Consider the following 13836-nt stretch of genomic DNA (forward strand, 5'->3'; position numbering starts at 1 on the left):
CGTTGAGAACCAGCTCGACAACCAGGAGAAACTGATGATCCAGCAGGAGTCGCGACTCAAGGTCGCCGACAACACCGGTGCGAAGGAGATCCTCTGCATCCGTGTTCTCGGCGGCTCGGGTCGGCGCTACGCCGGTATCGGCGACGTCATCGTCGCCACCGTGAAGGATGCGATCCCCGGTGGCAACGTGAAGAAGGGTGACGTCGTCAAGGCTGTTGTCGTGCGCACCGTGAAGGAGCGTCGCCGTCCCGACGGTTCGTACATCCGCTTCGACGAGAACGCCGCCGTCATCCTCAAGAACGACGGTGAGCCCCGAGGCACGCGCATCTTCGGCCCGGTGGGTCGCGAGCTGCGCGAGAAGAAGTTCATGAAGATCATCTCGCTCGCACCGGAGGTGCTCTGAGTCATGCCGAAGAGTCTGAACATCAAGAAGGGCGACACCGTCAAGGTGATCGCCGGCAAGGACAAGGGCGCCGAGGGCAAGGTCATCCAGGTGCTCCGCGAGGAGCAGCGGGTGATCGTCGAGGGTGTCAACCGCGTCAAGCGGCACACCAAGGTCGTCAACCAGGGCGGCCGCGCCGGGACCACCGGTGGCATCATCACCGCCGAGGCCCCGATCCACGTCTCCAACGTGATGCTCGTCGACGGCGACGGCGTGACCCGGGTGGGCTTCCGTCGCGACGAGGTCACCAAGCGCCGCCCGGACGGCTCGACGTACAAGGCGGAGCGCAGCGTCCGCATCTCGCGCAAGACCGGCAAGGAAATCTGATGACCCAGACCGAATCTGAGCAGTCGCAGACGACGGCCTCCGCAAAGGTCGCCCCTCGTCTCCAGACGCGCTACCGCGAGGAGATCCTTCCCGCGCTGCGCTCCGAGTTCGACATCAAGAACGTCATGCAGGTGCCCGGCCTGACCAAGATCGTGGTCAACATGGGTGTCGGCGAGGCGGCTCGCGACTCGAAGCTGATCGAGGGTGCTGTCAAGGACCTCACCGCGATCACCGGTCAGAAGCCGTTGGTCACCAAGGCCCGCAAGTCGATCGCCCAGTTCAAGCTGCGTGAGGGCATGCCGATCGGCGCCCACACGACGCTGCGCGGTGACCGGATGTGGGAGTTCCTCGACCGCCTCCTGTCGCTCGCGCTCCCGCGTATCCGTGACTTCCGGGGCCTCAACCCCGGCCAGTTCGACGGCCGCGGCAACTACACCTTCGGTCTCACCGAGCAGGTCATGTTCCACGAGATCGACCAGGACCGGATCGACCGCTCGCGCGGTATGGACATCACGGTCGTCACCACCGCCACCAATGACGAGCAGGGTCGCGCGCTGCTGAAGCAGCTCGGCTTCCCGTTCAAGGAGAACTGACATGGCGAAGACCGCTCTGAAGGTCAAGGCCGCTCGCAAGCCGAAGTTCGCGGTGCGGGGCTACACCCGTTGCCAGCGCTGCGGCCGGCCGAAGGCCGTCTACCGCAAGTTCGGCCTGTGCCGCATCTGCCTCCGGGAGATGGCGCACCGGGGCGAGCTGCCGGGCGTGACCAAGTCCAGCTGGTGACAACCACCCTCCACAACCGCTGAAGGTCGCGTCTCCGCGAGAGGCGCGAAACCGCAGAAGAGAGAGAACAAACCGCAATGACGATGACTGACCCGATCGCAGACATGCTCACGCGTCTGCGCAACGCCAACCAGGCGTACCACGATGCGGTCTCCATGCCGTACAGCAAGCTCAAGCAGGGTGTCGCCGACATCCTCAAGCAGGAGGGGTACATCACCTCCTACGACGTCACCGAGCCGGCCGAGGGCGAGGTCGGCAAGACGCTGACCATCACGCTCAAGTACGGCCGCAACCGGGAGCGCTCGATCGCGGGCGTCCGCCGGATCAGCAAGCCCGGTCTGCGCGTGTACGCCAAGCACACGGGCCTCCCGAAGGTGCTCGGCGGCCTCGGTGTCGCGATCATCTCGACCAGCCAGGGCCTGCTGACAGACCGCCAGGCCAACCAGAAGGGCGTGGGTGGGGAAGTCCTCGCCTACGTCTGGTAACGACGAGACCGAGAAGGAGATCTAGAAGCATGTCGCGTATTGGCAAGCTCCCCGTCGCGGTCCCGTCGGGTGTCGACGTCGCCATCGACGGCGCACACGTGACCGTCAAGGGACCCAAGGGCACCCTGTCCCACACCGTGGCCGCACCCATCATCGTCGAGCAGGGTGACGGCGTCCTCGACGTCAAGCGCCCTGACGACGAGCGTCAGAGCCGGGCCCTCCACGGCCTCACCCGCACCCTGGTCAACAACATGGTCGTGGGTGTGACCGAGGGCTACGAGAAGCGGCTCGAGATCGTGGGCGTCGGTTACCGCGTCCTGTCCAAGAGCCCGACCCAGCTGGAGTTCCAGCTCGGGTACTCCCACCCCATCACGTTCAACGCGCCCGAGGGCATCACCTTCACCGTCGACGGCCCCACGCGCCTCGGCGTGCAGGGCATCGACAAGCAGCTCGTCGGCGAGGTCGCGGCCAACATCCGCAAGCTGCGCAAGCCCGAGCCGTACAAGGGCAAGGGCGTCCGTTACGCCGGCGAGCAGATCCGCCGCAAGGTCGGAAAGGCCGGTAAGTAACCATGGCGATCTCGCTGTCCAACAACAAGCACACCGCTGCGCGGACCAAGTCGCGCCTGCGTCGCCAGGTCCGGGGTCGCAAGAAGGTCTCCGGCACTCCGGAGCGCCCGCGTCTCGTCGTCACCCGCTCCTCGAAGCACATCACCGTCCAGGTCGTCGACGACCTGGCCGGCAAGACGCTGGCGTCGGCCTCCACCATGGAGTCGGACCTGCGTGGCTTCGCGGGTGACAAGACTGCCAAGGCCAAGAAGGTCGGAGAGCTCGTCGCCGAGCGGGCGAAGTCCGCTGGTGTCGACGGCGTCGTCTTCGACCGTGCCGGCAACAAGTACCACGGTCGCGTCGCGGCCCTGGCCGACGGCGCCCGCGAGGGCGGCCTGACCTTCTGATCGCAACTTCACGGGGGACACCCCCGTGGACCCCCGGAATTGCAAGCTTGAAAGAGAAGAGGAAAGTCTCATGAGCGGAGCCCAGCGCAGTCAGCGCGGTGGCGAGCGCCGTGGTGGACGCGACGACCGTCGCGGCCAGGGTGCTGACAAGACCGCCTACATCGAGCGCGTCGTTGCGATCAACCGTGTCGCCAAGGTCGTGAAGGGTGGTCGTCGCTTCAGCTTCACCGCCCTCGTGATCGTGGGCGACGGCGATGGTCTGGTCGGCGTCGGCTACGGCAAGGCCAAGGAAGTTCCCGCGGCGATCGCGAAGGGTGTCGAAGAGGCCAAGAAGGCCTTCTTCCGCGTCCCGCGCATCCAGGGCACGATCCCTCACCCCGTCCAGGGTGAGAAGGCCGCCGGTGTCGTCCTCCTGCGTCCCGCCGCCCCTGGTACCGGTGTCATCGCCGGCGGCCCGGTGCGCGCGGTCCTGGAGTGCGCCGGCATCCACGACGTGCTGAGCAAGTCGCTCGGCTCGTCCAACCAGATCAACATCGTCCACGCGACGGTGGCGGCGCTGAAGATGCTCGAGCAGCCCGAGGCGGTGGCCGCTCGTCGTGGTCTCCCCGTCGAGCAGGTCGCTCCGGCCGCTCTGCTGAAGGCCCGTGCCGAGGTCCCCGCGGGGGTCTCCCAGGAGGTGTCGGCCTGATGGCACAGCTCAAGGTCCAGCAGAAGAAGGGCATCGTCGGCGTCAAGGCCAACCAGCGGGAGACCCTGCGCACGCTCGGTCTCAAGCGCATCGGCGACGTCGTGGTGAAGGAGGACCGCCCGGAGATCCGCGGCATGGTCAACACCGTCCGTCACCTCGTGACGGTCGAGGAGGTCGAGTGACATGACGCTCAAGCTGCACAACCTGCGCCCTGCCAAGGGCGCCAAGACCGCCAAGACCCGCGTCGGTCGCGGTGAGGGCTCGAAGGGCAAGACCTCGGGCCGCGGTACCAAGGGCACCAAGGCCCGCTACCAGGTCCCGTCCGCCTTCGAGGGTGGGCAGATGCCCATCCACATGCGGCTCCCGAAGCTCAAGGGCTTCAAGAACCCCAACAAGGTGGAGTTCCAGGTCGTCAACCTCGACCGCCTGGGCGAGCTCTTCCCCGAGGGTGGCGTCGTGACGGTTGACGACCTGGTTGCCAAGGGCGCCGTTCGCGACAGCCTGCCGGTCAAGGTTCTCGGCCAGGGCGAGCTGTCGGTGGCGGTCCAGGTGAGCGCGAACGCGTTCTCCGGCTCCGCCAAGGAGAAGATCGAGGCCGCCGGCGGCACCACCACGTTGGTGTGACCGACGGGTGACCCGTTTCAGCGCGTTGGGCGCGGCGGTCCTGCCCCTGGCAGGACCGGCCGCGCCCGTCGCGCTTTCGGGGGCGTCACCGGCGCCTGTTAGGCTTCCACGGGTCCTTGCGGTCGAGTCGCAGGGACCGCTTCACGCTTGGAGAAAGAGGATCTCGTGCTGAGCGCGTTCGCGAACGCTTTCCGGACCCCGGACCTACGGCGCAAGCTGCTGTTCGTCCTGCTGATCATGACGATCTTCCGGCTCGGGTCCCAGGTCCCGAGCCCGGGCGTCGATGTCGGCAACGTCAAGGCCTGCATCGACATCGCCAACAACGGTGCCAATGCCGACCTCTACAGCATGGTCAACATGTTCTCGGGCGGGGCGCTGCTGAAGATCACGATCTTCGCGCTCGGCATCATGCCGTACATCACCGCGAGCATCATCTTGCAGCTGCTCGTCGTGGTGATCCCGCGGCTCGAGGCGCTGAAGAAGGAAGGCCAGTCCGGCCAGACCAAGATCACCCAGTACACCCGCTACCTGACGCTGGGCCTCGCGGTCCTCCAGGCGACGGGGATCGTGGCGCTCGCGCGGTCCGGCAACCTCCTCCAAGGGTGTGATCCGGACACCTACCCGCTGCTGCACGACAACGGGACGGGGACGTTCCTCGTCATGGTCGTCACGATGACGGCCGGCACCGCGGTGATCATGTGGCTCGGCGAGCTCATCACCGAGCACGGCATCGGCAACGGCATGTCGCTGCTGATCTTCACGCAGGTCGTCGCCGGGTTCCCGTCCTCGCTGTGGGGTGTCCAGCAGTCGAAGGGCCCGTGGGTCTTCGGGATCGTGATCTTGATCGGCTTCGTGATCATCGCCGCGGTCATCTTCGTCGAGCAGGCGCAGCGCCGGATCCCGGTGCAGTACGCCCGTCGCATGGTCGGCCGCAAGATGTTCGGCGGCAGCTCGACCTACATCCCGCTGAAGGTCAACCAGGCCGGTGTCATCCCGGTCATCTTCGCCTCGTCCTTGCTGTACCTGCCGGCGATGCTGGTGTCGTTCAACCCCAACACCGACTCGCCGTGGGCCAACTTCATCAGCAACTACCTGGTCAAGGGCGATCACCCGCTCTACATGATCGCGTTCTTCTTGCTGATCGTGTTCTTCACCTACTTCTACGTGTCGATCACCTTCAACCCCGAAGAAGTGGCCGACAACATGAAGAAGTACGGCGGCTTCATCCCCGGCATCCGGGCCGGCAAGCCGACCGAGGACTACCTGTCCTACGTGCTCTCGCGCATCACCTTGCCCGGTGCGCTCTACCTGGGGCTGATCGCGCTGATCCCGCTGATCGCGTTCGCGGTGATCGGGGCCAACCAGAACTTCCCGTTCGGTGGCACCAGCATCCTGATCATGGTGGGCGTCGCGCTCGACACCGTGAAGCAGATCGAGAGCCAGCTCCAGCAGCGCAACTACGAAGGGTTCCTGCGCTGATATGCGATGGATCACCAACGACTGCGCTGAGGTGCCCGTCCCTGCGACAATGCCCCTGACATGCGACTGATCATCATGGGCCCCCCCGGGGCCGGCAAGGGCACCCAAGCGAAGTTCATCGCCGAGCACTTCAAGATCCCTGCGATCTCGACGGGCGACATCTTCCGCGCGAACGTCTCCGAGGGCACCCCTCTCGGCATCGAGGCCAAGCGCTACATGGACGCAGGCGACTACGTCCCCGACGAGGTCACGAACCGGATGGTCCGCAACCGGATCGACGAGCCGGACGCCGCCAACGGCTTCCTGCTCGACGGCTACCCGCGGACGGTCTCCCAGGTCGAGGAGCTCGACGGGATGATCCGGTTCACCGGGCACCAGCTCGACGCCGTCGTGTGCCTCACCGTCGACCAGGACGAGATCGTCAGCCGGCTGCTCCAGCGGGCGCAGGTCGAGGGGCGTGCCGACGACACCGAGGACGTCATCCGGCGACGCCAAGACGTCTACCTCGAGCAGACCGAGCCGCTGATCGAGGTCTACAAGCAGCGCGGCATCGTCGTGGAGATCGACGGCATGGGTGAGGTCTCCGACGTGACCACGCGGATCTTCGAGTCGCTGGACATCATCCCTGAGTCATGACCTCACGCTGATGGGGTTCCTCGACCGCGGCATCGAGATCAAGACGCCCGACCAGATTGACGGCATGCGCAAGGCCGGCCTCGTGGTCGGCAGGACCCTCGAGCTGCTGCGCGGCAGCGTGCGGGCCGGGATGTCGACCAAGGACCTCGACGCGATCGCCGAGGACAGCATCCGCTCCTCGGGGGCTGTGCCGTCGTTCCTGGGCTACCACGGCTTCCCGGCGACGATCTGCACCTCGATCAACGACGAGGTCGTGCACGGCATCCCGGGCGGCCGGGTGATCGCCGAGGGCGACGTGGTCTCCATCGACTGTGGAGCGATCGTCGCTGATGATTCCGGGCGGGGCTGGCACGGCGACGCGGCGATCACCGTCGCGGTCGGCGCGGTCCCCGACGAGGTCACCGAGCTGATGCGCGTCACCGAAGAGGCCATGTGGCGGGGCATCGCGGCCGCGCGCCTGGGTGGCCGCGTCACCGACATCTCCCACGCGGTGGAGCACTTCGTGCGCGGCCAGGGCCGCTACGGGATCGTCGAGGACTACACCGGCCACGGGATCGGGTCCCAGATGCACCAGCCCCCGGACGTGCCCAACCACGGCCGTCCGGGCAAGGGCCCGCGCCTGGTCGAGGGGTTGGCCCTGGCGGTCGAGCCGATGATCACGCTCGGCACCAAGGAGAGCTCGGTCCTCGAGGACGACTGGACCGTGGTCACCGACGACGGCAGCTGGGCCGCGCACTTCGAGCACACCTTCACGATCACCCCGCAGGGGACGTGGGTGCTGACCGCGATCGACGGCGGCGAAGCCCAGCTCACCGCCCTCGGCGTTCCGTTCGGCGGGCGCTGAGCCCAGTCCGCCGACGCCGGTTCGCCAGGTGCCGTGCCCGCGTGACAGGATGGTCGCGCCAGGAGGGGAGTATTCCCATCACGGTGGTGTCGTCAGGACGGCCCGGGCTCGCGCCCGGACCCGGTGCCATCGGCTCGTGACCCGAGCGGAAGAGACCTCCGGAGACATGACCACGCCCGCGTACGCCGTACGTCGGCACCCTGGGCCACTCCGGAGGAGAACCACTGATGAGTTCCATCATGGGCGACTCGGTCGCTTCGCCGCTCGTGTGGGCGATCACGATCGTCGTCACGGTCGGCGCCCTGTTCGTCGACCTCGTCATCATCGCGCGCCGCCCCCATGAGCCGACGATGCCCGAGGTCACCCGGCACCTGGTGTTCTTCATCGGTCTCGCGGTGGTCTTCGGGCTCGCGCTGTGGTTCTTCGCGGAGCCGCACGAGCTGTCCCCGCACCCCGGCCCGGAGTTCTTCGCCGGCTGGTTGACCGAGTACTCGCTCTCGATCGACAACCTGTTCATCTTCATCATCATCATGGCCAACTTCTCGGTGCCGAGGCAGTACCAGCAGACGGCGCTGATGATCGGCATCGTGCTGGCGCTGGTGATGCGCGCGATCTTCATCATCGTGGGCGCCGCGGCCATCAACGAGTTCAGCTGGGTGTTCTACCTCTTCGGGGCGTTCCTGCTGTGGACGGCGGTCAAGCTCGCCAAGCAGGGGTCCAACGACGACGACGAGGAGGAGTACGAGGAGAACCGGCTCGTGCGTTTCGCCGAGAGGCACCTCCCGGCGACCAGCGAGTGGAACGGCACCAAGCTGCTGACCTTGCAGAACGGCAAGCGGCTGATCACGCCGATGTTCCTGGTCGTGCTGACCCTGGGCACCACCGACCTGCTGTTCGCGCTCGACTCGATCCCGGCCATCTACGGCCTCACCCGCGACCCCTACCTGGTGTTCACCGCCAACGTGTTCGCGTTGATGGGCCTGCGCCAGCTCTACTTCCTCATCGGGGGCCTGCTCCAGCGGCTCATCTACCTCTCGTACGGCCTGGCGATCCTGCTCGGGTTCATCGGGGTGAAGCTCGTGCTGCACGCGATGCACGAGAACGAGCTGCCGTTCGTCAACGGCGGTGAGCACATCGGATGGGCGCCCGACATCCCGATCTGGCTGTCACTGGTGGTGATCGTCGGGACCCTGGCCGTGACCGCGGTCGTCAGCCTGGCGGTCTCGTCCCGGATGACCCAGGACGAGATCGACAAGCGGACCATCTCGATGGGCGACGACTGACGCGCACCGACGTCGGAATGGATCGGCCGTCAGTCCGGTTGGCACTGGGGTGAGCGACCGTCGTACCGCCCTGTCCGTGCTCGACCTGGTGCCCGTGCGGAGCGACCAGACCACCGGGGACGCGCTCGCGGCCACGCTCTCGCTGGCCCGGGTCGCCGACGACCTGGGCTACCGCCGCTACTGGCTCGCCGAGCACCACAACATGCCGGCGGTCGCGGCCACCAACCCGCCGGTCCTGATCGGGCTCGTGGCCGGCGCCACCTCCCGGCTGCGCGTCGGGTCGGGCGGGGTGATGCTGCCCAACCACGCACCGCTCGTGGTCGCCGAGCAGTTCGCGCTGCTCGAAGCGGCGTTCCCCGGCCGCATCGACCTCGGCATCGGTCGTGCCCCCGGCAGCGACCCCGTCACCAGCTACGCCCTGCGCCACGGCGCCGGGGGAGTGAGCGACGAGGCAGTCACCCGGTTCCCCGAGTACGTCGACAACGTGCTGGCGATGATGGAGCCGGAGGGCGTAGGTCTCGGCATCCAGGGCCGCACCTATCCCCTCAAGGCGACGCCGGCCGCGCGGTCGGTGCCCACGATCTGGCTGCTCGGCTCCTCCGACTACTCCGCACGCCTCGCCGCGGAGAAGGGGATGCCCTACGTCTTCGCCCACCACTTCTCGGGCAGCGGCACCGCCGAGGCGCTCGCGCTCTACCGCTCGCGTTTCCAGCCCTCGCCCGAGCTCGCCGAGCCTCGGACGTTCCTCACCGTCAACGCCGTCGTCGCCGACACCGCCGAGGAGGCGAGGCGCCTCGCGCTCCCGCAGCTGCTCGCGATGGTCGCCCTGCGCACCGGCGGCGAGCTGGCACCCCAGCTCTCGGTCGAGGAGGCCGAGAAGGTCGAGCTCCCGCCCGCCCACCTCGACCTGGTCGAGTCGATGGCGCAGCGCTGGGTGATCGAAGCCCCCGAACGAGCCCGCGCCCGCATCGAGGAGCTCGCGGCGACGTACGCCGTCGACGAGGTCATGGTGCACCCGGTCGCCGGAGCCTGGACCGGCACCGAGCCCGCCGCGAGCCCGGCCCGCGAGGAGACGCTGCGACTCCTGGCCGATTGGTGATTGCTGGGCGCTAGCCGCTAAACTGGTGTGTCGGCCCAACGTGGGTCTGTTTCGTGGTGCCTCGCGGCTGCCCGGATCGCACCGAATCACTCTGCTGAGTGGCTCGGTCGCGTGCCTGGGATGAGGTCCATGAGCGGCTGCACGAGGTCCACTCCCGCCCGCGGGCGGGGGAGGTTCCCGGGTCACCCGAGACCGGAAAGAACGCCGGTCGCGGTGCAGCAACGGTAGACACAGATCCAACAGATTGTGGAGGACATGCCGAAGAAAGAAGGCGTGATCGAGATCGAGGGCACCGTCGTGGAGGCCCTCCCGAACGCGATGTTCCGCGTGGAGCTGAGCAACGGCCACAAGGTTCTCGCCCACATCAGCGGCAAGATGCGTCAGCACTACATCCGGATCCTCCCTGAGGACCGCGTGGTGGTGGAGCTCTCGCCGTACGACCTCACGCGAGGTCGGATCGTCTACCGCTACAAGTAGCCAGCCGAGAAAGGACCTCCCTCGTGAAGGTCAAGCCCAGCGTCAAGGCGATCTGTGACAAGTGCAAGGTGATCCGTCGCCACGGCCGCGTCATGGTCATCTGTGAGAACCCGCGCCACAAGCAGCGCCAAGGCTGAAATCGTGTGCGACGAAGTCGCACATGGCGTCTCAGCCGCAGATTGAGTAAGCCCCCCGACCGAGCTTGCGAGGTCGGGACGGGCGCATCGAAATCCCCTCCAGTGGATCGATAGCCCGCTAGAAAACTGAACACCACAACGTGATCGCTAGCCCGTCCCAGGACGGTGCGAACCACCTCCGGAGCAGCAGGCCGGAGCCCGTCCAACGAGGGACAGGACGCGACACGACCGAAACCGCTGCGAACAACAGAAGGACACCGCCACATGGCACGCCTCGTTGGTGTGGACCTCCCGCGCGACAAGCGCATCGAGATCGCACTCACCTACATCTACGGCATCGGCCGTACCCGCTCCCAGCAGGTCCTGCAGGCCACCGGGGTCAACCCCGACCTGCGCGTCCACCAGCTGGGCGACGAAGAGCTGGTCAAGCTCCGCGACGAGATCGAAGCCAACTTCAAGATCGAGGGTGACCTCCGTCGCGAGGTCCAGGCAGACATCCGCCGCAAGATCGAGATCGGCAGCTACCAGGGGCGCCGCCACCGCCAGGGCCTCCCGGTCCGCGGTCAGCGCACCAAGACCAACGCGCGCACCCGCAAGGGTCCCAAGCGCACGGTTGCCGGCAAGAAGAAGGCCAAGTGACGTCTCGCCCGCGGGCGAGCCACTTCGGTCTCTGATCATCCAGACCAGCTACTTCAGGAGATAACTGCATGCCTCCCAAGAGCCGCACTGCGGCCGGCGCCAAGAAGGTGCGTCGCAAGGAGAAGAAGAACGTCGCCGTGGGCGAGGCCCACATCAAGAGCACGTTCAACAACACGATCGTCACGATCACCGACCCGACCGGTGCGGTGATCTCGTGGGCCTCGGCCGGCACCGTCGGCTTCAAGGGCTCGCGCAAGTCGACCCCGTTCGCCGCGCAGATGGCAGCCGAGGCTGCCGGTCGTCGGGCGATGGAGCACGGCATGAAGAAGATCGACGTCTTCGTGAAGGGCCCGGGTTCGGGCCGCGAGACGGCGATCCGTTCGCTGGGTGCGATCGGCCTCGAGGTCGGCACCATCCAGGACGTCACGCCCGCGCCCCACAACGGCTGCCGCCCGCCCAAGCGCCGCCGCGTCTGACCGACCCGAGAACAGGAGACTTGTAGCTATGGCCCGTTACACCGGCCCCATGACCAAGAAGTCGCGCCGCCTCGGTGTCGACCTCGTCGGCGGCGACTCGGCGTACGAGCGTCGCCCGTACCCCCCCGGCCAGCACGGCCGCGGCCGCATCAAGGAGAGCGAGTACCTCCTCCAGCTTCGTGAGAAGCAGAAGGCTCGCTTCACCTACGGCGTCCTCGAGAAGCAGTTCCACAACTACTACACCGAGGCCTCGCGTCGATCCGGCAAGACCGGCGACAACCTGCTCCAGCTGCTGGAGTGCCGCCTCGACAACGTCGTCTACCGTGCCGGCTTCGCCCGGACCCGTCGCCACGCGCGCCAGCTCGTGACGCACGGTCACTTCAAGGTGAACGGCAAGAAGGTCGACATCCCCTCGTTCCAGGTCACGGCCCACGACGTCATCGACGTGCGGGAGAAGTCCCTGGAGATGACGCCGTTCATCGTCGCCCGTGAGACCCACGGCGAGCGCGTGGTGCCGGCGTGGCTCGAGGCGATCCCGACGCGGATGCGGATCCTGGTCCACCAGCTCCCCGTCCGGGCCCAGATCGACATCCCGGTCCAGGAGCAGCTCATCGTCGAGTACTACTCCAAGAAGTAGTGACACCCGGCTCCTGTCCCTCCTCGCGGAGGGGCAGGGGCCGACCATCCTTCCGTCGCCAGCACATTCGGACCTGTCAAATAGCGGGTAGGTCCGGAAAGGAAAGAACCAGTGCTCATCGCACAGCGCCCCACCCTGTCGGAAGAGTCCGTCGACGAGTTCCGCTCGAGGTTCGTGATCGAGCCCCTGGAGCCCGGCTTCGGCTACACGCTCGGCAACTCGCTCCGCCGTACGCTCCTCAGCTCGATCCCCGGTGCCTCGGTGACGAGCATCAAGATCGACAACGTCCTCCACGAGTTCTCGACCATCGAGGGGGTCAAGGAGGACGTCACCGAGGTCATCCTCAACCTCAAGGGCCTCGTGGTCTCCTCCGAGCACGACGAGCCGGTCACCATGTACCTGCGCAAGTCGGGTGCCGGTGACGTGACCGCCGCCGACATCGCGCCCCCGGCCGGCGTCGAGGTGCACAACCCCGACCTCAAGATCGCCACGCTGTCCGACAAGGGCAAGCTGGAGATGGAGCTGGTCGTCGAGCGCGGTCGTGGCTACGTCTCCGCCGTCCAGAACAAGGGCGCCGACAACGAGATCGGCCGGATGCCGGTCGACTCGATCTACAGCCCTGTGCTGAAGGTGACCTACAAGGTCGAGGCCACCCGTGTCGAGCAGCGCACCGACTTCGACAAGCTCGTCATCGACGTCGAGACCAAGCCGTCGATCCGTCCCCGCGACGCGATCGCCTCGGCCGGCAAGACCCTGGTCGAGCTCTTCGGCCTGGCCCGTGAGCTGAACGTCGAGGCCGAGGGCATCGACATCGGCCCGTCGCCGGTCGACGAGCAGCTGGCCGCCGACCTCGCCCTCCCGGTCGAGGACCTGCAGCTGACCGTCCGCTCCTACAACTGCCTCAAGCGCGAGGGCATCCACACCGTGGGTGAGCTCATCAGCCGCTCGGAGCAGGACCTGCTCGACATCCGCAACTTCGGTGCGAAGTCGATCGACGAGGTCAAGGCCAAGCTGGTCGAGATGGGCCTGTCCCTCAAGGACAGCGCGCCCGGCTTCGACCCGCACGCCGCGCTCGCGGCCTACGGCGATGACGACGACGACGCCTTCGTCGAGGACGAGCAGTACTGATCGAAATCGTCCGGCCATCCGGTCGGACGTCTACCCCGGTACCTGACACGGCCGGAGAGATGAGAAGAGAGCAATGCCCAAGCCCACCAAGGGTCCCCGCCTCGGCGGCAGCCCCTCCCACCAGCGCCTGATCCTGGCGAACCTGGCCACCCAGCTCTTCGAGCACGGCCGGATCACCACGACCGAGTCGCGGGCGCGCGCGCTGCGTCCGCACGCGGAGAAGCTGATCACCAAGGCGAAGAAGGGCGACCTGCACAACCGTCGCGAGGTCCTCAAGACCATCCGCGACAAGTCGGTCGTGCACACCCTCTTCACCGAGATCGCGCCGACCTTCTCCGAGCGTCCGGGTGGCTACACCCGGATCACGAAGATCGGCCCCCGCAAGGGCGACAACGCCCCGATGGCCGTCATCGAGCTCGTGACCGAGGCCTACAAGCCGAAGCCGGCGAGCACCAAGAAGAAGGCCGCCCCGGCCGCTGCTGCCCCGGCTCCGGCCGAGGAGGCGCCGGTCGAGGAGACCGTCTCCGAGGACGCGAGCGTCGAGGAGGCTCCCACCGAGCTGACCGACGAGGCGTCGCCGGAGGAGAGCGTGGTCGCCGAGGCCGAGCCCGTCGAGGACGAGGCCGCTGCCGAGGCACCCGCCGAGGAGAGCACCGAGGACGACAAGGCCTGAGCCTGAACGTCTGACACGTTGACCCGC

General features: G+C 67.0%; 22 protein-coding genes. All 22 read left to right on the forward strand.

Annotated elements, in window-relative coordinates; all coding sequences use genetic code 11:
* The first annotated feature begins 34 nt into the window (after positions 1-34).
* Complete coding sequence (gene rplN / locus AC3ANS_RS03230; protein WP_011757324.1) at positions 35-403, forward strand: 50S ribosomal protein L14; 369 nt, start codon at positions 35-37, stop codon at positions 401-403.
* A 15-nt stretch (positions 404-418) separates the two neighbouring features.
* Complete coding sequence (gene rplX / locus AC3ANS_RS03235; protein WP_488296419.1) at positions 419-769, forward strand: 50S ribosomal protein L24; 351 nt, start codon at positions 419-421, stop codon at positions 767-769.
* Positions 769-1362: a 50S ribosomal protein L5 gene (rplE, locus tag AC3ANS_RS03240; protein ID WP_488294730.1), complete on the forward strand. Its 594-nt coding sequence runs from the start codon at positions 769-771 to the stop codon at positions 1360-1362. The genes rplX and rplE overlap by 1 nt, the downstream gene beginning before the upstream one ends.
* A gap of 1 nt (position 1363) precedes the next feature.
* Positions 1364-1549 (forward strand): type Z 30S ribosomal protein S14, encoded by a 186-nt coding sequence (locus AC3ANS_RS03245; protein ID WP_011757321.1) that lies wholly within the window; start codon positions 1364-1366, stop codon positions 1547-1549.
* Positions 1550-1626: 77 nt separating this feature from the next.
* Positions 1627-2034 carry a 30S ribosomal protein S8 gene (rpsH, locus tag AC3ANS_RS03250; protein WP_011757320.1) on the forward strand — a complete coding sequence of 136 codons (408 nt, stop codon included), beginning with the start codon at positions 1627-1629 and terminating at the stop codon, positions 2032-2034.
* Between the two features lie 29 nt (positions 2035-2063).
* Positions 2064-2603 carry a 50S ribosomal protein L6 gene (gene rplF / locus AC3ANS_RS03255; protein WP_488294731.1) on the forward strand — a complete coding sequence of 180 codons (540 nt, stop codon included), beginning with the start codon at positions 2064-2066 and terminating at the stop codon, positions 2601-2603.
* A 2-nt stretch (positions 2604-2605) separates the two neighbouring features.
* Positions 2606-2989: a 50S ribosomal protein L18 gene (gene rplR, locus AC3ANS_RS03260; RefSeq protein WP_488294732.1), complete on the forward strand. Its 384-nt coding sequence runs from the start codon at positions 2606-2608 to the stop codon at positions 2987-2989.
* A gap of 70 nt (positions 2990-3059) precedes the next feature.
* The gene (rpsE, locus tag AC3ANS_RS03265) at positions 3060-3677 is read left to right on the forward strand and encodes a 30S ribosomal protein S5 (protein ID WP_488294733.1); all 618 of its coding nucleotides are present in this window, start codon (positions 3060-3062) and stop codon (positions 3675-3677) included.
* Entirely contained in the window at positions 3677-3859 is a 183-nt protein-coding gene (rpmD, locus tag AC3ANS_RS03270) for a 50S ribosomal protein L30 (RefSeq protein WP_488294734.1), read from the forward strand. Before rpsE ends, rpmD begins: the two co-directional genes overlap by 1 nt.
* A gap of 1 nt (position 3860) precedes the next feature.
* Positions 3861-4301, forward strand: a complete 441-nt coding sequence (gene rplO / locus AC3ANS_RS03275; RefSeq protein ID WP_488294735.1) for a 50S ribosomal protein L15 — start codon at positions 3861-3863, stop codon at positions 4299-4301.
* Positions 4302-4466: 165 nt separating this feature from the next.
* Positions 4467-5780 carry a preprotein translocase subunit SecY gene (gene secY, locus AC3ANS_RS03280; protein ID WP_488294736.1) on the forward strand — a complete coding sequence of 438 codons (1314 nt, stop codon included), beginning with the start codon at positions 4467-4469 and terminating at the stop codon, positions 5778-5780.
* Between the two features lie 60 nt (positions 5781-5840).
* Positions 5841-6416: an adenylate kinase gene (locus tag AC3ANS_RS03285; RefSeq protein WP_488294737.1), complete on the forward strand. Its 576-nt coding sequence runs from the start codon at positions 5841-5843 to the stop codon at positions 6414-6416.
* Between the two features lie 10 nt (positions 6417-6426).
* Positions 6427-7260, forward strand: a complete 834-nt coding sequence (gene map / locus AC3ANS_RS03290; RefSeq protein WP_488294738.1) for a type I methionyl aminopeptidase — start codon at positions 6427-6429, stop codon at positions 7258-7260.
* Between the two features lie 227 nt (positions 7261-7487).
* On the forward strand, positions 7488-8543 hold the full coding sequence (locus AC3ANS_RS03295) for a TerC family protein (RefSeq protein WP_488294739.1): 1056 nt from the start codon (positions 7488-7490) through the stop codon (positions 8541-8543).
* Between the two features lie 49 nt (positions 8544-8592).
* Entirely contained in the window at positions 8593-9642 is a 1050-nt protein-coding gene (locus AC3ANS_RS03300; RefSeq protein ID WP_488294740.1) for an LLM class flavin-dependent oxidoreductase, read from the forward strand.
* Between the two features lie 255 nt (positions 9643-9897).
* On the forward strand, positions 9898-10119 hold the full coding sequence (infA, locus tag AC3ANS_RS03305; RefSeq protein ID WP_011757309.1) for a translation initiation factor IF-1: 222 nt from the start codon (positions 9898-9900) through the stop codon (positions 10117-10119).
* A 23-nt stretch (positions 10120-10142) separates the two neighbouring features.
* Positions 10143-10256, forward strand: coding sequence for a 50S ribosomal protein L36 (gene rpmJ, locus AC3ANS_RS03310; protein WP_028644817.1), 114 nt, complete (start codon positions 10143-10145; stop codon positions 10254-10256).
* Positions 10257-10520: 264 nt separating this feature from the next.
* The gene (rpsM, locus tag AC3ANS_RS03315) at positions 10521-10895 is read left to right on the forward strand and encodes a 30S ribosomal protein S13 (protein WP_488294741.1); all 375 of its coding nucleotides are present in this window, start codon (positions 10521-10523) and stop codon (positions 10893-10895) included.
* 68 nt (positions 10896-10963) lie between these two features.
* Positions 10964-11371 carry a 30S ribosomal protein S11 gene (gene rpsK / locus AC3ANS_RS03320; protein ID WP_296604425.1) on the forward strand — a complete coding sequence of 136 codons (408 nt, stop codon included), beginning with the start codon at positions 10964-10966 and terminating at the stop codon, positions 11369-11371.
* A 28-nt stretch (positions 11372-11399) separates the two neighbouring features.
* Positions 11400-12008 (forward strand): 30S ribosomal protein S4, encoded by a 609-nt coding sequence (gene rpsD, locus AC3ANS_RS03325; RefSeq protein WP_488294742.1) that lies wholly within the window; start codon positions 11400-11402, stop codon positions 12006-12008.
* Positions 12009-12119: 111 nt separating this feature from the next.
* Positions 12120-13136, forward strand: coding sequence for a DNA-directed RNA polymerase subunit alpha (locus AC3ANS_RS03330; RefSeq protein WP_284536116.1), 1017 nt, complete (start codon positions 12120-12122; stop codon positions 13134-13136).
* Between the two features lie 73 nt (positions 13137-13209).
* On the forward strand, positions 13210-13809 hold the full coding sequence (rplQ, locus tag AC3ANS_RS03335) for a 50S ribosomal protein L17 (protein ID WP_488294743.1): 600 nt from the start codon (positions 13210-13212) through the stop codon (positions 13807-13809).
* Positions 13810-13836 lie beyond the last annotated feature (27 nt).

Source organism: Nocardia sp. 149-1B (assembly GCF_057747975.1).